The organism is Christensenella hongkongensis, assembly GCF_000981035.1.
Lineage (GTDB): Bacteria > Bacillota > Clostridia > Christensenellales > Christensenellaceae > Christensenella > Christensenella hongkongensis.
Map to the genome: position 1 here is coordinate 26976 of NZ_LAYJ01000053.1, position 20799 is coordinate 47774.

The window sequence follows — 20799 nt, forward strand, 5'->3', positions numbered from 1 at the left end:
GCAGTTACAATGAAGCGTAAGAGAATTGTCATTATAGCAGCGGCAGGGATAGCCGCAGGTATTATAGCGGTCAGTATAGCAGGAAGCCAGAACAAACAAGCGGAAATTATATCAGGTCCTACAAGCGCACCTACAACAACAGCTACAGCAGGCGCATTGGCAATCCCGTCTCCTGAACCAAGCCGTGGTCAGTCATTTGCTCCAACGGCCTCCGCATCGGTGACAGGAAACAATGAGGAAAGCATACAAAGCATTGGACAGGGAAAAGATAACACGGTGAAAAGTAACGAAAGTTCAAGCACGTCAAATCCCAAAGGTACGCAAACCAGAACAGATCATTCTTTGTACGAATCACAATCTACTTCCCAATCGGCTGCTGTACCGGAAAATGGGCCTACTTCGGAATCAAATCCCGATCCGCTTCCGGCATCTACTCCACAGCCTACGCCTGCCCCAGCTCCACAGCCTACGGCAGAACCTACGCCGCAGCCAACAGCCTCCAAACAAGATATTGCGGTATGTAATACCTGCGGAGCGGAAATGACGATAGACATAATCGTTGCACATGGGAAAAGCCATACGCTAAACGGAGAAAACTTCAGTTACTATGTAAAATAAGCGAAATTATGCAGTTGATATGTGGTATAATAAGAAAAAGAAAGTAAGGAGGAACGCAGGATGAATGCGATCAAAAATGAGTTGATCAAAAAAATCAACAGCTATCCTGATTCATACAATAAAAAAGAAATGCTTGACCGCCTTGTTATGGATACAAAGCTGGAAGAAAGCATGAAAGAGTACCAGGAAAATGGTGCGCTTTCTCACGATGAAGCCAGACGTATGATAGAAAAACGCCAAACGGCTCTGAGAAGTGGGAAAATATTGCTATGATACTGAAATGGACAGAGCAGGCGTTACAGGATATTGATGATATCATGCTTTTTATCGCAAAAGATAATGTAGAACGGGCAATATCGTTTACAGATGAATTAATGGAGCAACCTAACCGCCTGATGGACAATCCATATATAGGAGTACGGTATTCAGAAGATTATGATGAAAATATCCGGCTTCTGGTATATAAAGGGTACAATATCATTTATCAGGTGGAAAAGGAAAATATCATAGTCCATGTAGTGTATCATCATTCTAAAATACCAACAATTATCAAAATGAAATAAAGACTTAAAATTACAAAAGGCTTGCAAAAAGATGCAGGCCTTTTTGTTTACCCTTTTATCTAAAAAACAGGAGGTAATTATGAAAAAGATATCCAAAAAGGCAGTTTGCCTCATATTGGCAGCCGTAGTCTGCTTTTCCCTGATACCCGTTTCGGCGTCAGCGGAAAGCAGTATACCGAGTCCATCCGCTGCTGTATCTGCCGCGCCCTCATTATCACCGGAACCAACGGCAACGCCTATCCCCTCCCCAACGGCGAAGCCCTCTCCGGCATTGGGAGCGGAGAAAACACCGATTCCAACGGAAACGCCAAGTCAGGCGAATGAACAGGAACCGGAACCAACACCGAAACCACGGACGGCAGATATCAGCGGTATTCAGCCGATCCTGTTCCGAACAGTAAAGCAGCCTTTGGTACAGGTAACGTACCATTATTACGCCCATGATGTCAGCGAAATACAATCTAGCCATTCCTTTTATGCAGAATTTGAAACAGATGGACGAGCCATCATGGTTTCGGCAAACAAATACCCGGACAGGATCCCGGTCAGCACAGACCGTTTCCGTGTGACGCTGGACGGCAGCATAGACGTCACAGGCTATGCCGCCTATAACGCTGAAAGCGGGATCGTTTCGCTTCCGGGCAATCTTGCCGGACATGATCTGCATATTGAATGGTATTGCCCTGCTTCCGAAATCACGGAACTGCCCGTTACCGTAACGGTCAGTACCAACAGGCGCGATGTGTATGAAGACAGCGCCGTGGAACTCACTATGCCCTCCAATGCAGATACGGTCAGCATTCCGCTTACAGGCGTTTCAGGAGCCTCTGTCTCTCAAAACGGCGCAGACCTGCCGGACAGGGATTACAGCATAGAGAATGGAACGCTTACCATTTGCACCTCGCCGCTCGGCGGAAATATCCGGGTGAACGCCGCAGGCATTTTCCCACAGACGCGCGGACAGGATAAGACCACGATCACCAGCATCCGCGACGAAAACCAGATCTATTACGGCTACTATACAAAATATTATTGGGCTGACGGCAATCAGGCATTTTGTCTCGATCCCACTGTTAAGGGAGCATCCAACGGCGAGTATGCCATCAGCAGATACCTTGACCGTAACGGAAGCGGCCAGGATAAAACCTTAACAAAGATCGCGTATTACGGTTTCGGCGGCCCCGGATGGGACAGCGTAAAGGAGGGCTTGTTCGGAGATAACGACAACAACGATTCCATGTATGCCCTGTGCCATGTAGCGGCGGCGTATGTATACCTCAATGACGAATCCGCGTTTCAGGGACTTGGCGATGATATGATCGGCCATGTCAAAGGAATGATAGCTTCGTTTGAGTCACAGGCTATGCCACCGGAGGGTTTTGACGCCTTCCTCTACAACGAGGGCCGCGCGAATGGCCAGCAGCCCATCATGAGCTGGGACTATACACCCACAGGTAACCTCGAGATCGTCAAAGTTTCTGCCGATCCCGCTAAAACGAACGGGAATCCCTGTTACTCTCTTGCCGGTGCGGTCTTTGATGTGTATTCCGGCAGCGGGCAGAAAATTGGCACAATCACCACAAAGGAAGATGGCAGAGGCAGTCTTACAGGCATCCCGGCAGGAACAGGATATTACCTCGTAGAGCGTACCGCGCCAAAAGGGTATGCAGGACATACAGGGCAAATTTCTTTTGCCATTACCTCGGGACAAACGACGGCATTGGAGGTCAAAAATATCCCGCAGAACGATCCGGCAGATATCCTGCTCCGCAAGCTGGACGCAGATAACGGAACAAATGTGCCGCAGGGCGGCGCGGGACTTATGGGAGCAGAATTTACCATACGCTACTACAAAGGGCTGTATTCTACAGAAGCCGATTTGTCCGGGAAACAGCCGGAGCGGACATGGACTGTCAGGACAGACGCAGACGGCTATGCCCTGCTCCACCCGGACTATCTCGTTTCCGGCGATCCGCTGTATTACGGAAGCAATGGGCAAATACCCACCCTGCCTCTCGGAACAGTAACAATTCAGGAATCCAAAAGCCCGGAAGGATATTTGCCGAATGATGAACTGTTTATCCGGCAGATCAGCGCAGACAGCCAGGGCGTGGAATCGGTGTGGACATACAATGCGCCTGTCGTTCGGGAATCCGTCATACGCGGCGGTGTTTCCGTACAGAAATGGGATAACGAACTGGACGGGAATACGCCGCAGGGAGACGGAACTCTGGAAAATACTGTACTGGAGATCGTCAACCGCAATGCGAAAGCAGTGATCGTAAACGGAAACTCCTTTGAGCCCGGGGAGGTCGTGCATACGATGATGACAGACGAAACAGGCACGGCAAGTACGGCAAATGACCTGCTCCCCTATGGGAGATATGAGGTGAGGGAATCAGAAAACGGACAGCCGGAGGGGTATTTGCATGAGGGTGTACTTCAAAGAACGTTTGAAATCCGGGAAAACGGGAAAATAGTTAATCTGAACGCCTCCGGCACAGGAATCAAAAATGATGTGATCCGCGGCGGCGTCCGTATTGAGAAATGGGACGCGGAAATTGACGGAAACAAACCGCAGGGCGGCGGCACGCTTGCGGGCGCGGTGTTTGAGATTATAAGCCGGAGTAAAATGGGTGTATTGGTAAACGGGACGCTGTATGCGCCCGGTGAAGTGGTATATACCATGACAACGGACGAAACAGGCGCGGCAAGCACGGCAAATAACCTGCTTCCCTACGGAACCTACGAAGTGCGGGAAACTGCTCCGCCGGATGAAGGATATCTGCATACGGGCGTACTCGTCCGCACTTTTACGATTCGTGAAAACGGAGAAATTGTGAACCTGAATACGGCTGATACGGCAATCAAAAACGAGCCGATCCGCGGCGACCTGAAAGGCGTGAAGATCGCGGACAGAACGGCGCAGCGGCTTGCGAATATCCCGTTCAAAATAACGTCCCTTACCACGGGAGAATCCCATACCATCATCACAGATAGGAACGGACAGTTTGATACTTCCTCTGCATGGAACCCGCACTCACAAAACACTAACCGGGGAACGACCGACCGGGACGGTATCTGGTTCGGAGATATTGATACACTGGACGACAGCGTGGGCGCGCTCCTGTATGACGATTATCTGATCGAAGAACAGCGGTGCGAGGCGAACAAGGATATGGAGCTGCTTTCGTTTGAAGTCTCCATTTACCGCCACAATACTACTATAGATTTAGGAACATTGACCGACGATTATGGAAAGCAGCCGGAAATCTTTACCACGGCAAACGATGTGGAAACAATGCTGAATGACGCCTATGTGTCTGAACAAACGACACTTCAGGACACGGTGTATTACAGCGGTTTGTCCGTTGGGAAGATATATACGGTCAAAGGCGTGTTGATGGACAAGGAAACAGGACAGCCGCTCCTCATAGGCGGCGAGGAAATAACGGCGGAAACAGTGTTCCGGGCAACCGCGCCGGAAGGGACAGTTACCAATGAATTTACGTTCAACTCCCTTGACATGGATGGAAAGTCCGTAGTTGTTTTTGAGACGCTTGAACTGGATGGAAAAATAGTTGCGGAACATAAAGATATAGCGGACGAAAACCAGACGGTTCGGTTCCAGAAACCGGAGATCGGTACAAATGCGGCTGGTCCGGATGGAGAAAAGGAGCTGGATGTGCTTCCCGAAGTAACGCTTGTGGATACGGTAACCTATCATGGATTGCTCCCGGGCGAAACATACACTTTGCAAGGCGTGTTAATGGACAAAGAAACAGGCGAACCGTTACTTGCGGATGATGAGCCGATCACCGCCTGGGCTGAGTTTGTGCCGGAAACGGAAAACGGGACAGTAGAAGTTATCTTTACATTCAACTCTGTTCCGCTCAAAGGCAAGACAGCCGTTGTGTTCGAAAGCCTGCAATACAAAGGCCGGGAGATTTCCGTACACGCAGACATCGGGGACAAAGGGCAGACAGTACGTTTTCGGAACCCGGAGATTGGCACGACGCTCACCGGACAAGAGGGAGACAAAGAGATTGCAGTGAGTGAAGAAATATCCCTTGTTGATACAGTCTCGTATCAAAATCTCATGTCCGGGAAAGAATATGTGCTGAAAGGTATTCTGATGGATCAGGAAACGGAACAGCCGATTCTTGTAAATGGTAAGGAAATTACAGCAGAAACAGTATTTACGCCGGAGGAAGCAGCGGGAACAGCAGAGGTTATATTCACGTTCCCCGCTATAGACCTTACCGGGAAAACGCTGGTAGCGTTTGAGTATTTGGAGTGCGGTGGGATGGAGATCGCCGTGCATACGGACATAAACGACGAGGCGCAGACGGTAACGTTATTGCCGCCTCCGGGGAACCCGCCGAAAACGGGAGATACCCGAACCGTGCTCCCCTATCTCGTTATATGCGCGGCAGCGGCAGGGCTGATCGTGCTTACAATATGGCTGAAAAAGAAACATTCTAAAAAAATACGGAACGGAGGAAAATAATGGAACCGAAAACAATTTTAGCAATCGTATTATGTATCGGCATTTTAGCAGGAGCTGTTTTCCTGCATAAGAGGAAAAAGAGCAAACAATAAGGACAAGGCGGCAGGGGGGCTATACAAGCCCCCTGATCGCGGTTCTTCGGTTTACTTTTTCCAGTATTTTGGTATAATATATATAACAATACGAAAGGAGCGCGTTACTATGACAAAACAGGAAAAAGCATTGCGGTTACGGCGTGTTAATAACGCGCTTGGCATTGCAATGGTAGAAGGCCGACAGCCATCGAAAACAGCCACAGATATTACCAAACGATATATTAATGGTGAAATAAGCGCAGAGCAAATGAAACAAGAGTATCTCCAAACAAAAGATGGCAAAAATATCTCGCGTTTATTTCAGTAATAAAGGAAAAAGTAGAATAGTTGAGTTATTCAAAACATAAACGGACTTGTTTTGAGAAGGTGATGAAATGAATGTAGCTAAAAAATATTTTTATGATATTATTGACGGAATGCCCGGCAATATACAGAGCATTGATGAGGCGTACGATTATCTTTTCATGGTTAAGAGACATGAGGCAAGCAAAAAAGAGTATCTGAAAAATGGAGGGATTTCCGACAGCGAAATGCAGCAACGGCTTCAGGATAAATATGCTGAATTACGCAGGATTCAAAAATGATACTGGAATGGACGCACATGGCGGAAGCCGATATGGATGAAATTCTGTACTATATTGCAGAAGATAATGTCGAACGCGCCATTTCTTTTACTGAAGAAATTCGTCATGAAGCACAAAAATTATTAGAATTTCCTATGCTTGGTGTTCCCTTAATATCTTCCAATAAAAATGACAGGGTATTGCACTATAAAGGATATTCAATCGTATACACGATTTTTGACTCCGTGATCCTTATAACTGAAGTTTATCATCAGATGAAACAAAATATACGGACAAAGACAGATTAAGTACCCATTTTACCGAGGAAGCAAAAAATGCCGTTAGATGAAAAAGTTGAGATATATAAAATGATGATCCGAAAAATCGTACTGAAAGGATTAGCTGAAGCAGAGCGCGGCGATTCTGTGAGCTTTGAAACAGTAAAGGCAGAAATGAAAAAACGCTGCGGATTCTAACAAAACTGAATAAGCAATGTGACCGGAAAATTGCAAAAGCCATGCGCTGCATGGCTTTTTTTGTACCTATTTTTAGAAACGGAGGAGATGAGGAAGCGAGTGGAACGTAATCAGGGATATACCATTCTTGAGAAACGGTGTATTGGAAATACGGGTTTTGCGCTGGGATATAACAGCAAAGCCCCGCAGCCTTATGTAACGTGGCAGTTTCGCAGGAGTACGCCCCACGAATACTTTTGGGGCCATTATTACACAGACAAAAGCGCTGCGCACAAGGATTACAGGCGCAGGATCGCTGAAAGACGGCGCGAGCCGGAAAGATAAGAACGGAGGGAACAAGTATGGAGAAACAGGAATTTATGGAAAAAGCGGCAAAAATGATGGCAATGGCGGCAGCGGCCCTGTTCGGCAGAGACGACGGGCTGACTGCCGAATCGGCATTGGACGAACACAGCACAAAGATCCGGCTGCGCGAGGGCGGTAACTATGTTGTATGGCATATTTCAGATACAGGGCGTATCACATATTTTTACGGTGGTCTTAAGCTCCCTGCCGCCGTATACGAAAAATATTATTCTTACCATGCAGGAGACGACCATGCGCTGATCTTAAATCGTCTCAGTCAAGACTTTATTCTGTTTTCCTTTATCCTGCCGCATCTTGCGCTGCTGGAAGAAAACAGGTTTGAAATTACGGCACAGGACGACAATCTTGAGGCATTCGCCGCTGTGATGTGCCTCAAAACACTTCTGGAGCTGCTGAATGAAATGAACGGTACAAAGACAGACATGGAAGAGAGCGGACAGTACATTTTAAGCTGACCATATTGAGAAGGCAGGAGATAAAAAATGGCATATCCATATAATGCGTGGGAGGAAACTTACGAAGAGGTAACTGTTTTGGGAAAAACCATGTTGTTCACAAACGCCCGTATAGACCGAAGTACGGTTCCGAAAGGCATGTATCTATACGAAGTACGGCATGATGACGAAGGCCGCGGCGATCCGTGCGAGATCGCCCGTGCGGTCATGGTGAACCATTGGGGAACGCTCATTACGAACGAGCCGATCCGCTTGAAAAAAAGTCCCGTCACACAAAACGCTTACCGTGAGATCGATCCTCAAAAAGACTGGAATTATGAGGGTGGGAGCTGCAATCTGCAAGAATATATGAAAAAATATCCTCCGCAGAAAGAAAAGCAAAGAGGAACAGAACGATAGGAGGTACATATCTTGGCAGGAAAGGTACAAAGTATTATAGAGCTTGCGCAGGAAACGCTCCTGCGGATCACAGGCAGCGTACAGGAATGGGAATCCTTTCTGGATTCTGCCGCATGGCTATATAAATACCCGTTCCACGAGCAGGCCCTTATTTACGCGCAAAGGCCGGACGCGCGTGCCTGCGCGTCATTCGAGCTTTGGAACGACCGTATGAGGCGTTGGATCAACCGTGGAGCTAAGGGGATCGCCCTGATCGACGACAGCGGCGAAAAACCATCGCTGAAGTATGTTTTCGACGTGTCGGACACCCGGCCTATGGCCAATCTCCCGTTCCGTCTATGGGAGATGCGGGAACAGGATGAAGAAAAGATACTGGAAGAACTTGTAAACCATTTCGGAGAGATCGAAGAACGATCAGAGCTTCCCTTTTCGGACCGTCTTTTCGGCGTTATATCCAATGCCGTCACAGATAATCTCGGGGACTACTTTGACGGACTGCTCCGGGATATTGGCGGCAGTATGCTCGAGGGACAGGACGAGCTTGAAATTCGCGCAGACTTTCAGCGCCTTGTGGAAAACAGCGTCCATTACTGCCTGCTTGCGCGTCTTGGATATTCCCCGCGCGAATATTATGCGCCGGAAGAATTTGGTGATGTCATAGAGTTTCATACGCCCGGACTTGCGGCCCATCTTGGGAGCGCCGCAGGAGATATATCAGAAATGCTGCTCCGGCAGATCGAGCGGACAGAGCTTTCCCTCCTGTGGGAGGAACGCGGCAAACTTGCCAAACCGGAAAAAGTATCGGAGAATGAAGAAAAACGGGAAACCGAAAGGAGTAAAGAATATGGAGATCACATACAAAGAGAAAAACGGACAGATGATCCCCGAACTCACGATGCCGCGCCAGCCGCAGGAGAAGATCGGGAAATACGGGAGGATGCGCAGGACATTCCTGCAAGACCACAGGAAAGGGCTGTACAACAGCCTGCTTCTGAACGGGAAACTGACGGAACACCTGATCGAGGTAGACCGGAAAGTCCGCGGGATCGTGGAACTGGCCATAACGAAGATGGCGCAGGACGAGGGCGTGACGGAGGAGCTGAAAGCGTCCGATCCCATGAAGTGGACGGGCCTGATGAACAATCTGAAGCAGGCGGCGGAGGAAGCGGTGATCCACGACCTCATATACAATTAACCGAAACCGAAAGACCGGAGGACAACGGAGCCCCCGGTTTTTTATTGCAGGAAAACAGTCCGCAGGAACAACTGTCCCTGCTCGAAACGGAGCCGGGATTCACCTTGCCGCAGCAAATAGTGGACGAAGCCCTGTGCCTTGGCGGGAACAAAAGAAACAGCGCCCTGCGTATTTGCGCCAAATTCAAGAAAGACAAAGGGCTTGCAGAAAACGCCGCATTTCTGCGGGAGGAATACGGTACGGGCGGCCGCGGGTTTTATACGGACAATCAGCCTGTATCCATGTGGTTTGATGGAACAGGCGTCCGCATCGTGCAGGGCCGGAGCGTCGAGAAAGCTGCCGGGCATATTTTGCTTACATGGGAACAGGCGGCAAAGCGCGTGATGGAGCTTCTCACGCTTGGACGTTACCTGCCGAAAAAAGAACTGAAGCGGGTAGATGAAGCGGAACGTGCGGAGATCGCGGGCAGCCTGTATTTCTTTTTCCGGGACGATCACCAAAATCTTCCGCAGGAATGGAAAACGGAAGGCTCGGGCGCACCGGAAGTACAGGCGCACATCATAGATATGCTGTCGCGGGAAGAAGGCATAGAAGATATTCTGCAAAGGCTGAAATCCGCCATCGAAGATTTCAGGCAGGATCCTCCCGCGCGCCGTATTCTCCATGATCCCGGGCGCCTTTTGCAGGACGTTTCCGACCTGAAACGTATCCCGCTTGTTTTTGAGGCGCAGGAAACTGCGCGGGAGCTTCCCCGGCGCTTTATTACCGACGATGAGATCGCGGGATTTTTTCAAAATTTTATTCACGTTACAGATAATAAGTACCGCACATACCTATACTTTCAAAAGGAAAGATCCAATCAGGAGCGCGGGAACTTCCTGAGCGAAATATTCGGCACAGGCGGAAGTTATCCGGGAATGTCCGGAACAGATGACAGCGGCGAATGGCACGACAGGAAAGGCATTGCCCTCTCACGCGGCAGCATTGCCGCTCCGTATGACAAAGTGCTCATCTCATGGACAAAAGCAGCGAAGTATATCGGCAGCATGATCGAGCAGGACAGATACCTCACCCCGGAAGAAAAGGCATACCTGCCGGAATATGAACGCAGAGAGGCGGAACGGGAACAAAAACAGGAGGAAGCCCGCCTGCTCCGCGAAGCGGAAGAACGTATCGCAAAGCGGACACGGGAACAGGAATGGGAAAGGCGGGAATCAGCAGGTTACGATTATTCGCTTGGCACGGAAGTGTTCCTGTCTACCGGAACTCACACCATCCTCGGGATCACGGATGATACAGTAACAGTCAACGATGAGAAATATCCGCTTTTGACCAAAGAGATCCCGCGCGGAGATTTTGACCGTATGCTGCGGCAGGACAGCCGCAATGACAGCCTTATGACCGAATCGCAGGAGGCAACAGAAAGCCCCTATGCGTATGCTGTAAACGATACGGTGTATCTCGACGGGACTGCTTTCCGAATCACACAGATCACGGACAATGAGGTACAGCTTCTCGATCCTGCGCTTTCCCACCCTGTTTTCCGCGCAGAAAACAAAGAGACATTCCAACATCTTTTGGAGCAGGACGAGCGCAATGCCAAATATATGCCGGAGATGTCCCATCGGGCAATCGCGAAAACAAATCTTGCCGAAGCCCCGGACAATATACCGGAGTCTACGCCCCCGCAAAAGCAACAGGCGGAAAATTACCGTATTACAGATGATGAGCTTGGCTATGGCGGCAAAAAGGAGAAATTCAGCAGGAATATTGCCGCGATCCGTATCCTTCAGACGATTGAGAAAGAAAACCGCGCTGCTACGCCGGACGAACAGGAAGCGCTGGCGCAGTATGTGGGCTGGGGCGGGATACCGGAAGCGTTTGACGAACACAACGATTCCTGGAAAACCGAATATGCAGAACTCAAAGGATCGCTGTCCGAAACGGAATATGAATCCTCACGCGCGTCTGTCCTGAATGCCCACTACACCTCTCCTACCGTAATCCGCGCCATCTATGACTGCATTGCGGAAATGGGATTTGAAACCGGGAACATTCTGGAGCCATCATGCGGCACGGGAAACTTTTTCGGTATGCTGCCGGATTCCATGACAAACAGCAAGCTATATGGGATCGAGCTTGACAGTATCACCGGGCGCATCGCAAAGCAGCTTTATCCGAATGCGGAGATCACAGTACAGGGCTACGAACACACCAACCTGCCGGACAGCTTTTTTGACCTTGCCATTGGCAATGTCCCGTTTGGAAATTACCGCGTGCCGGATAAACGGTACGACAAAAACAAGTTTTCCATTCATGATTACTTTTTTGCCAAAACGCTGGACAAGGTGCGCCCGGGCGGGATCGTGGCCTTTGTGGTCAGCCGCTTTACGATGGACAAGAAAGACTCCTCTGTCCGCAAATATATCGCGGAGCGCGCAGATTTTCTTGGAGCGGTAAGGCTGCCGAATAACGCTTTTTCCAAAAATGCAGGAACAGAGGTCACGGCAGATATCCTGTTCCTGCAAAAGCGCGACAGGCCGCAGGCCGTGGAAGCCGACTGGATACACGCACAGAAAACGGAGGACGGGTATTCTATCAATTCATACTTCATAGATCACCCGGAAATGGTACTCGGTATGTTATCCACCGAACATACGCAATACGGTGGAAAAGATGTAAAGTGTGTTCCGATCCCCGGCGCAGACCTCGGGAAGCAGCTGAAAGAGGCATTGTCGCATATCGACGCGCGCATCACTGACTATGATGTAGAGTTCCCGGAACAGGACGAAACGGAGTCCATCCCAGCCGATCCGAATGTGCGCAATTACAGCTATACCCTGCATGACGGAAAGATATATTTCCGGGAAAACAGCCGCATGAACCGCGTGGATGTGTCTTTGACCGCCGAAAATCGGATACGCGGCATGATCGGGATACGGGACTGTATGCGCCGCCTGATCGACGTCCAAATGGAAAACGGAACGGAAGAGGAAGTACAGCAGGAACAACGAAAGCTCAATTCGCTGTACGACAGTTACACCAAAAAATATGGGCTGCTCAATTCGCGCGGCAACAGCATGGCGTTTTCAGACGATTCGGCGTACTTCCTTATTTGCTCCCTTGAAATACTGGACGCGGACGGAAAACTAAAACGTAAAGCAGACATGTTTTCCAAACGCACCATCCGGCAGCCGGAAGCCGTTACTTCGGTGGATACCGCGCAGGAAGCCCTTACGGTATCCCTTGCCGAAAAAGCAAAGGTGGATCTTACATATATGGAGCAGCTTACCGGAATATCCGGCAGCGAGATCGTGCGGGAGCTGCGGGGGATCATCTTCCGGGATTTCGGAACGCTGATTTCCGAAGAAATCGAACGGGATTCTTTTGATCCCGAACAATTCCCGCTTGTAACAGCCGACGAATACCTGTCCGGCAACGTGCGGGCAAAACTCAAGCAGGCGCTCGGCATTTACAAGGTTTTACAGGAACACGGAGCGGAAGCGGGCTTACTGGATACTGTGCGGATACAGGTGGAAGCCCTTGAAAAAGTACAGCCGAAAGACCTGTCCGCAAGCGAGATCGACATACGGCTGGGCGCAACGTGGCTCCCGCCGGAATATGTCGAGCAGTTTATTTACGAACTGCTGAAGCCGTCCCCTTACCTCAAAACAAAGATCCATGTGCGGTATTCCCCGTCCACCGCCCTTTGGAATATCTCAAATAAGAACTGGGACGATAAAAACATTGCCGTGACCAATACATACGGAACGAAGCGCGTGGGAGCATACAAGATCATTGAGGAGACGCTTAACCTGAAAGACGTGCGCGTCTTTGATAAGCGTACCGATCCCGATGGTACGGAAACCCGTGTACTGAATGTGGAGCAGACCATGATCGCACAGCAGAAACAGCAGACGATCAAAGACGAATTTCACAAGTGGGTATGGGCGGATATGGACAGGCGGGACGCGCTTACCAGGATATATAACGAAAAGCTCAACGCCATCCGTCCCCGGGAATATAACGGGAGCCATCTGAGGTTTCCCGGCATGAACCCGGAAATCCGGCTGAAAGAACATCAACTGAACGCAGTGGCGCGGACGGTCTACGGCGGGAATACCCTGCTCGCGCACGTCGTGGGCGCGGGCAAAACCTACGAGATGACCGCCGCGGCAATGGAACTCAAACGGCTCGGACTGTGTCAGAAGAGCCTGTTTGTCGTACCCAACCACCTGACCGGACAATGGGGCGCTGAATTCTTGCAGCTTTATCCGTCGGCCAATATCCTTGTGGCAACGAAAAAAGACTTTGAAACGGCGAACCGGAAAAAGTTTTGCGCGCGTATCGCGTCCGGGGACTATGATGCGGTCATTATTGGACACTCCCAGTTTGAAAAGATACCGCTTTCCATGGGACGGCAGATCATGATGATTCGGGAACAGATAGACGAGATCGTCGCGGGTATTGCAGAACTGAAAGAGGCGAACGGCGAACGCTTTACCATCAAGCAAATGGAAAAAAGTAAAAAACGCCTGGAAGCCAAACTTGCGAAGCTCACGGATACCAGCCGGAAAGACGACGTCGTAACGTTCGAGGAATTGGGTGTGGACAGGCTGTTTGTGGACGAGGCGCATTTTTACAAGAACCTGTTCCTGTTCACCAAAATGCGCAATGTAGCGGGGCTTTCCCAAACGGAAGCGCAGAAATCCGCAGACCTCTTTGGAAAGACGCGGTACCTGGATGAGATCACCGGAGGCCGGGGAACTGTATTTGCCACGGGTACGCCGATCAGCAACAGCATGACGGAACTGTATACCATGCAGCGCTACCTCCAGTATTCATTACTTCAAAAAAATGATCTGGTACATTTTGACGCATGGGCGTCAACCTTTGGCGAGACCGTAACGGCGCTTGAACTGAAACCGGAAGGAACGGGATACAGGCTGCGCACACGGTTCGCCCGCTTTTACAATCTGCCGGAACTGCTTGCCATGTTCAAGGAGTGCGCGGATATACGGACGGCGGACACATTGGATTTGCCTGTTCCGGAAGCAAACTATCATACGGTAGTGACAAAGTCAAGCGACTTTCAAAAAGAGATGGTAGCGGAATTTGCAGATCGTGCCGATGTGGTGCGGAGCGGAAAAATGGATCCAACAATAGACAATATGCTGAAAATTACCAACGACGGGCGCAAGCTCGCGCTTGACCAGCGCATCCTGAACTCTATGCTGGAGGACGATCCGCAAAGCAAAATAAATGCCTGCGTGGAAAATATCTTAAAAGTGTACCGGGATACAACAGATCAAAAAGGAACGCAGCTGGTGTTCTCTGATCTTTCCACGCCGCAGGGAGCTTTGGAACTGACTAAAGACGAAAACGGCGTATATTCCCTGCCGAACGGCTTTTCCAATGTCTACGAAGATATACGGGTAAAGCTTCTGAACAAAGGCATACCGCGCGATGAGATCGCCTTTATTCACGAGGCGAATACGGACGCGAAAAAAATTGACCTGTTTTCCAAAGTGCGGAGCGGAAAGGTGCGTATCCTCATGGGATCGACTTCTAAAATGGGCGCCGGGACCAACGTACAGGACAGGCTTGCGGCGCTCCATCATGTCGATGTGCCGTGGGTGCGACTTGAAGTCGCATAGATAATTGTTTAACTGAATAAAGATTAAACCCGCTATTCCGTTAGCGGTAGCCTAGTGACACATGGAAGACTGGCAACGGTCTTTTGTGAAGCTGTCACGACAATGTAGCCCTCCGGTAATTCGGAGAAGCCAAAACCGCGAGGTGAGGGCGAGCCTGCGAGCATCAATGTGGGCGGGGCGCTAGGCTTGGGTAGTATGGCTAACATACGTGAACTGTCGTGTAAACATCGTAACGTCCAACGAGCCAAAGATGCTGACAGGCTCCAGCCCAAAATGGGAAGCAGCCAGATAATCCCTTCCATGGTGGGATTACACGGATAAGTGCGCTGCCGGTGGATGAGACAGAGCCTAACCTACCTATTGTTATCTATGCGGAACAAGGTAAGCCTGTATCTCTCCTACAATGTAGGGAAGCTGCCCGTAAGGGCCGCCGATAGGGATGCAGGTAGAGGAAGTGCGGAAAAAGCGAATGCTGCTTTGTAATGAAGCAGATAGGGGTTTAGACGTTACCCCACACGAAAGTGGGCAGACTTCCGCAACGGTGGTTCTTTACAAGAAACCTATGGAACTTTTGAAAGGAGCAAAGCAAATGAACGCGAGTAAAACAGCGTGTGCAGCACCTAACTTGGAGCTGGCATGGGAGTCCATTGACTGGACAAAATGCGAAGCTGAGGTTAAAAAGCTACAGGAACGTATTGTAAAGGCTAGAAAGGAAGGCAGACACGGTAAGGTGAAAGCCTTGCAGTGGACGCTGACACACTCTTTTTCGGCAAAAGCAATCGCCATAAAAAGGGTGACAACTAACGAAGGGAAAAAGACAGCAGGGGTAGACGGTATCATATGGTCTACCGACAAAGAAAAAGTGGAGGCCATTCTGGAGCTAAAGAGGAAGGGCTACAAACCACAGCCATTACGCAGAGTATTCATCAAGAAAAGCAACGGAAAGTTGCGCCCGCTTGGGATACCTACAATGAAAGATCGGGCGATGCAAGCGTTGTATTTGCTTGCGTTGGAACCGATAGCAGAGATGACAGCCGATCCGCATTCCTACGGATTTCGCAAAGGGCGGTGCTGTCAGGATGCGATTCAGCAGTGCCACACGATCTTGTCGCATGGTTACTCTCCCCAATGGGTTTTAGAGGGAGACATCAAAGGTTGTTTTGACCATATTAGCCACGAGTGGCTGCTCGGAAATATTCCGACAGACACAAAGATATTGGAACAATGGTTAAAATGCGGGGTGATCTTCAACGGGGAACTATACCGGACGGAAGAAGGAACGATGCAGGGCGGAATTATTTCGCCCGCCCTTGCGAACATGGCATTGGACGGTATTCAGGCAATGTTGGCACAACGGTACAAACGGCATTCCCGAAACGGGAAGCTGTATTCGCCGATGGTAAATATGGTTCGTTACGCGGATGATTTTATCATAACAAGTGCTGACAGGGATGTTTTGGAGAAAGAGATAAAGCCGATGTTAGTGGAGTTTCTTGCCGCGCGCGGACTGGAGCTGTCGGAAGAAAAGACGGTAGTGACACACATAGATGATGGATTTGATTTTCTAGGATTCAATATTAGGAAGTTCAAAGAAACATTGTTGACACAGCCATCCAAGAAAAGCACCAAAAGGTTTTTGGATGGAATCCGTCATACGATTGACAGCAACAAATCGTGCACGCAGGAGACATTGATCCGGCTTCTGAATCCAAAGATTACCGGATGGGCAAACTATTACAGATGCGGCGCATCATCAAAAACTTTCCAAAAGGTAGATCATCAGATATTTTGTAAATTATGGCAGTGGGCGAAAAGGCGGCATCCGAAAAAGGGAAAGCGCTGGATCGCAAACAAATACTTCCATTACTACAAGGGGCAAAACTGGCGGTTTCTCGTGAAGCTGGATAAAAATGGCAAAGAAGACATATTTCCTTTGAAATTGGCTTTTGATACCAAGATAATCCGGCATCAAAAGATCGTCAGTAAAGCCAATCCATTTGATCGTGAATGGAAAAGTTACTTTGAGGAAAGAATGACCTACAAAATGCTGTTATCCCTAAAGGGAAGAAAATCCTTAATGTATATGTGGAAAAAGCAGGATAAAAAGTGCCCGCTTTGCGGACAACCAATCACTGCCGAAACCCAATGGAATGTACGGGAAGAAAAAGCGGATGGAAGAACAGTCCGGCTGCTCGTGCATGCCAAATGCTACAAAGAAAATCGTTAGTTGACTAGCTGGCCTTTAGAATGATAAAGGCTTAGAACTGCTTGAGCCGTATGAGGGGAAACTCTCACGTACGGTTCTTAGAGGGGAAGGCGGCAGTAATGCCGCCGACCTACTCGACCGCCCCGCTGACATCGAGCAGCGCGAAGGGCGCGCGATCCGGCAGGGAAACAACAACGAATCCGTAGATATTTTCCGGTATGTGACGGAGAATACGTTCGACGCATATATGTGGCAGACCATAGAAAGCAAACAGAAGTATATTGGGCAGATCATGACTTCAAAGGCTCCTGTCCGCTCATGCGAGGACGTGGACGAGGCCGCCCTTTCCTATGCGGAGGTCAAAATGCTCGCAACGGGCAATCCCTACATCAAAGAGAAAATGGACCTCGACATCGCCGTATCGAGGCTGCGGCTGCTGCAATCGGATTATTTGAGCCGAAGGTATGAACTGGAGGACAAAGTAGCCAAACATTACCCTGTGATGATCGAACATACGAAAGAAACGGTTCGGGGGCTTAAGGCGGACATGGAGCTGCTCAGGCAGCATCAGAGCGAGGACTTCCCCGGTATGGAGATAGAAGGCGTACTGTTCAAGGAAAAAGCGGCGGCAGGCGCGGCAATCGTGGAACTCTGTAAACGGGCAAAAGATTCAAACGAACGGGAGATCGGGACGTATAAGGGATTCAAAATGCTGCTTTCGTTTGATACGTTTGACCGTCATTTCAAGCTGAACTGCAAAGGAACGATGTCCCATGTCACAGAGCTTGGAGCGGACGCGCTTGGGAACATGACGCGGATCGAGAATACCCTGAAAGGCGTCGCGGACAGAGCCAAGGCCAACGAGGAAAAATTGCAGGAGCTTCGGCGGCAGATGGAAAACGCGAAAGAAGAGATCGGGAGGCCGTTTAAGCAGGAACAGGAACTCAAAGAAAAAGCGGAACGCCTCACAGCGGTAAACGCACTGCTTAATCTCGGTGATGCGACGCCCGAAGCGGTGGACACGACGCCGGAGGAAACGCAGGAAAAGACACAGGAAATACAACGATAGATGGAGGAAGCGATATGGGAATACCAAAACAGGTACATCCTGTAACACGGGAGCAGATCGAGGCGGCAAAACGTCCCGATCTGTTTTCATATTTGAGTCAATATGAACCGGACGAATTGGTACGGGTATCTGGGAATATCTACTGCACCCGGACGCATGACAGTCTGAAAATCTCCAACGGAAAATGGTTTTGGTGGTCGCGCGGGATCGGCGGCAGAAGCGCGCTGGATTACCTGATCAAAGTGCGCGGTATGGGATTTGTACAGGCAGTGGAACATCTATGTGATAAAGACAAATATCTTGCCCCGATGCCCAGATACACAAGCCAACCTAAACCAAAGCCGCCTTTCATTCTTCCGGAGCGGAATATAAATAACGACCGGGTGATGCGTTATCTCACTGCACGCGGTATCTCCCCTGCCCTGCTTCAAGTCTGCATTGAAAAAGGAACGGTTTATGAGGAACGGAAGTATGGAAACTGCTGTTTCGTTGGGTATGATTGCACAGGGAAAGCGCAGTATGCCATGATTAGAAGCAGTAATCCCGCTTCCACATTTATGCGGGAAGCGGAGGGAAGCAATAAGGAATATTCGTTCCGCATCCCGTTCCTGTCTGAAAACGATACGGTATATGTTTGTGAAAGCGCCATCGACCTGCTGTCTCTCGCAACCCTACGAATGAGGAAAGGCATAGACATAAGGCAGGAAAACTATCTCTCCTTATCCGGCGTTTATCAGCCAAAAGAAGTGATACGGGAAACGCCGCTCCCAGCAGCCCTTGCCCGTTTTCTCAAAGAAAACGGCAATATCCGCAATATTTCCCTGCGGCTCGATAGCGACCTTGCAGGGCAAAGAGCGGCGCACACCATACAGATATTGCTGGAAAACAGCGGATATACCGTAACATACGATCCGCCGGAATGTGGAAAGGATTATAACGATATGCTGATGAAAAGCAAAGGATTATCTAAAATCCGTACAAGGCAGTCAAATCATGTTATAAGGGAGGAAGCAAGATGAAACAGCCATATAGGGTAACAATAACCGAAACATTGTCCATGACAGTAGAGGTAGCAGCCGCAGACAGACGGGAAGCCGAACAGCTCGTATCGGCTCAATGGTATAGGGGGGAATACATTTTGGATGCAGATCATTTTACAGGTGTTGAATTTCACGGGCAAAGAGCACATAAAAAGTTGTCGCGGGAGGATGCAAGATGAGTATTCACTTGATTGACAATAGTTCGGTAAACCGATATAATCATTCTAAAGGCAGGTGGATGATCATGTTGTTAAATGATTTACTCGCGGAAAGAAAACTCTCACGCTATCGGCTGGCAAAAGATAGTGGAGTACCTCAGACTACGGTCGTTGATATTTGTTCTGGAAAAGCGAAGATTGAAAAATGTTCTGCCGGAACCTTATATCGGATCGCAAAGGCTCTGAATGTGCCAATGGAAAAACTGATTGAAGATGAGATCGCTGACGTTGACGCAGTTCCTTTAAGAAGCGGATTTGAGGTATTTAAGAACAATATCCGTCATCTTGTAAAAGATATGGGTGACCTTGATTTTATCATTGACATATTGGAAAAAGATGAGATACGTAAGCTCTATGACAGAAAATGGTATCCTGAAAGCCTGTATCTGCTTGCGATGGTGGATTACCTTTGCAGCGAAAACAACATTCCGTTGTGCAAAAACTATAACGATATCCGTGCGCAAAAACTAAAGACTGTCATCTACCCTTCCAGTGTGATCGCTGCCGCCAGCGCTATGAACGACGATACGATCAGGCAGGAAAGCCTAAATGCAGCCATTCCTGAGTTTATGCAATTTAATATTGTGGAAAGCGAGGTGCGTGATGTCTATTGAGCCGATATTTACACAGGAAAACCTTGACCGTTATTTGAAGGAATTGGCAAAAGAATTTCGCAGGTTGAACGGAAAGACAATGCCAGCGGAGATCGTGCTTATCGGCGGTGCGGCGATCCTCGTGAATTACGGATTTCGGGAAATGACTTACGATATTGACGCCGTTATATCCGCGTCTTCTGTTATGAAAGAAGCCATTAACCATGTGGGAGACGCCCACCATCTTCCGCACGGTTGGCTGAATACGGATTTTGTCAGGACGCGATCCTATACACCAAAATTGATCGAGTATTCGACCTACTATAAGACATTTTCAAATATCCTTACGGTGCGAACCGTCTCGGCAGAGTACCTGATTGCCATGAAACTGACGTCCGGCAGGAAATATAAGAACGATCTTTCGGATATTATAGGTATATTGCGCGAACATGACCGCATGGGAAGGCCTATTGACATGGAGCGGATCGACGCCGCTATGCTCGCGCTTTATGGTAGTTGGGAGAGCGTACCGGAAGATTCAGTCTCTTTTATCAAAAACGTTACAGCGAATGGAGACTATGAACGGTTATATCAGGAATACCGCAGTGAGGAAACAATGAGCCGCGAGGCTTTGCTTGAATTTAATCGGGATTACCCAAATGCTGTGAAAGAAGATAATATCAATGAGATACTAAAAATTGCAAGAGCCAGAAAGCATGACCGGAATGAACCGGAACGATAAAACATTCTCAGATTATGGAGAGAGCATCCTCAGA

19 protein-coding genes and 1 pseudogene are annotated in these 20799 nt (G+C 49.1%); 19 read left to right on the forward strand and 1 reads right to left on the reverse strand.

The genetic code is table 11. The features are described 5' to 3' along the window. Positions 1–9: 9 nt before the first annotated feature. The 11 genes from CHK_RS02790 (at position 10) to CHK_RS02835 (ending at position 8045) form a co-directional block, all read left to right on the forward strand. Positions 10–618, forward strand: a complete 609-nt coding sequence (locus CHK_RS02790) for a hypothetical protein (protein WP_046442521.1) — start codon at positions 10–12, stop codon at positions 616–618. Positions 619–678: 60 nt separating this feature from the next. Continuing rightward, positions 679–891, forward strand: coding sequence for a hypothetical protein (locus tag CHK_RS02795; RefSeq protein WP_046442522.1), 213 nt, complete (start codon positions 679–681; stop codon positions 889–891). Further along, positions 888–1181, forward strand: a complete 294-nt coding sequence (locus CHK_RS02800; protein ID WP_046442523.1) for a type II toxin-antitoxin system RelE/ParE family toxin — start codon at positions 888–890, stop codon at positions 1179–1181. The genes CHK_RS02795 and CHK_RS02800 overlap by 4 nt, the downstream gene beginning before the upstream one ends. Before the next feature lie 79 nt (positions 1182–1260). Next, positions 1261–5691 (forward strand): VaFE repeat-containing surface-anchored protein, encoded by a 4431-nt coding sequence (locus CHK_RS02805; protein WP_052740231.1) that lies wholly within the window; start codon positions 1261–1263, stop codon positions 5689–5691. A gap of 201 nt (positions 5692–5892) precedes the next feature. Further along, positions 5893–6093 carry an antitoxin VbhA family protein gene (locus CHK_RS02810; protein ID WP_046442524.1) on the forward strand — a complete coding sequence of 67 codons (201 nt, stop codon included), beginning with the start codon at positions 5893–5895 and terminating at the stop codon, positions 6091–6093. Between the two features lie 67 nt (positions 6094–6160). Beyond that, positions 6161–6370, forward strand: coding sequence for a hypothetical protein (locus CHK_RS02815; protein WP_046442525.1), 210 nt, complete (start codon positions 6161–6163; stop codon positions 6368–6370). Further along, entirely contained in the window at positions 6367–6657 is a 291-nt protein-coding gene (locus CHK_RS02820) for a type II toxin-antitoxin system RelE/ParE family toxin (protein ID WP_046442526.1), read from the forward strand. The genes CHK_RS02815 and CHK_RS02820 overlap by 4 nt, the downstream gene beginning before the upstream one ends. Positions 6658–6684: 27 nt before the next feature. Further along, positions 6685–6825: a hypothetical protein gene (locus tag CHK_RS16505; protein ID WP_160295578.1), complete on the forward strand. Its 141-nt coding sequence runs from the start codon at positions 6685–6687 to the stop codon at positions 6823–6825. Between the two features lie 99 nt (positions 6826–6924). Continuing rightward, the gene (locus CHK_RS02825; RefSeq protein ID WP_052740233.1) at positions 6925–7149 is read left to right on the forward strand and encodes a hypothetical protein; all 225 of its coding nucleotides are present in this window, start codon (positions 6925–6927) and stop codon (positions 7147–7149) included. Between the two features lie 17 nt (positions 7150–7166). Further along, a complete protein-coding gene (locus CHK_RS02830) occupies positions 7167–7646 on the forward strand; it encodes a hypothetical protein (protein ID WP_046442528.1) in 480 nt (159 codons plus the stop codon). 27 nt (positions 7647–7673) lie between these two features. Then, positions 7674–8045 (forward strand): LPD28 domain-containing protein, encoded by a 372-nt coding sequence (locus CHK_RS02835; RefSeq protein ID WP_046442529.1) that lies wholly within the window; start codon positions 7674–7676, stop codon positions 8043–8045. Positions 8046–8459: 414 nt separating this feature from the next. On the opposite strand, the gene CHK_RS15980 is transcribed toward CHK_RS02835, so the two are convergent. Then, positions 8460–8714, reverse strand: coding sequence for a hypothetical protein (locus tag CHK_RS15980; protein ID WP_131924984.1), 255 nt, complete (start codon positions 8712–8714; stop codon positions 8460–8462). Between the two features lie 226 nt (positions 8715–8940). Here CHK_RS15980 and CHK_RS15985 point away from each other — a divergent pair, with 226 nt between their 5' ends. The 8 genes and pseudogenes from CHK_RS15985 to CHK_RS02875 all read left to right on the forward strand — a co-directional run bounded on the left by CHK_RS15985 (position 8941) and on the right by CHK_RS02875 (position 20765). Further along, entirely contained in the window at positions 8941–9240 is a 300-nt protein-coding gene (locus CHK_RS15985) for a TnpV protein (RefSeq protein ID WP_330379176.1), read from the forward strand. Between the two features lie 1697 nt (positions 9241–10937). Further along, positions 10938–14897, forward strand: a pseudogene (locus CHK_RS17110) (DEAD/DEAH box helicase family protein); the annotation flags it as partial. A 589-nt stretch (positions 14898–15486) separates the two neighbouring features. Further along, positions 15487–17124 carry a group II intron reverse transcriptase/maturase gene (gene ltrA / locus CHK_RS02845; protein WP_046442576.1) on the forward strand — a complete coding sequence of 546 codons (1638 nt, stop codon included), beginning with the start codon at positions 15487–15489 and terminating at the stop codon, positions 17122–17124. 199 nt (positions 17125–17323) lie between these two features. Further along, a complete protein-coding gene (locus CHK_RS02850) occupies positions 17324–18172 on the forward strand; it encodes a helicase (protein ID WP_152651649.1) in 849 nt (282 codons plus the stop codon). Positions 18173–18186: 14 nt separating this feature from the next. After that, complete coding sequence (locus CHK_RS02855) at positions 18187–19191, forward strand: DUF3991 and TOPRIM domain-containing protein (protein WP_046442532.1); 1005 nt, start codon at positions 18187–18189, stop codon at positions 19189–19191. Continuing rightward, on the forward strand, positions 19188–19391 hold the full coding sequence (locus CHK_RS02860) for a DpnD/PcfM family protein (RefSeq protein WP_046442533.1): 204 nt from the start codon (positions 19188–19190) through the stop codon (positions 19389–19391). Before CHK_RS02855 ends, CHK_RS02860 begins: the two co-directional genes overlap by 4 nt. Next, a complete protein-coding gene (locus CHK_RS02870) occupies positions 19388–20044 on the forward strand; it encodes a helix-turn-helix transcriptional regulator (RefSeq protein WP_235843860.1) in 657 nt (218 codons plus the stop codon). The genes CHK_RS02860 and CHK_RS02870 overlap by 4 nt, the downstream gene beginning before the upstream one ends. After that, a complete protein-coding gene (locus CHK_RS02875) occupies positions 20034–20765 on the forward strand; it encodes a DUF6036 family nucleotidyltransferase (RefSeq protein WP_046442534.1) in 732 nt (243 codons plus the stop codon). The genes CHK_RS02870 and CHK_RS02875 overlap by 11 nt, the downstream gene beginning before the upstream one ends. The last annotated feature ends 34 nt before the right edge of the window (positions 20766–20799 follow it).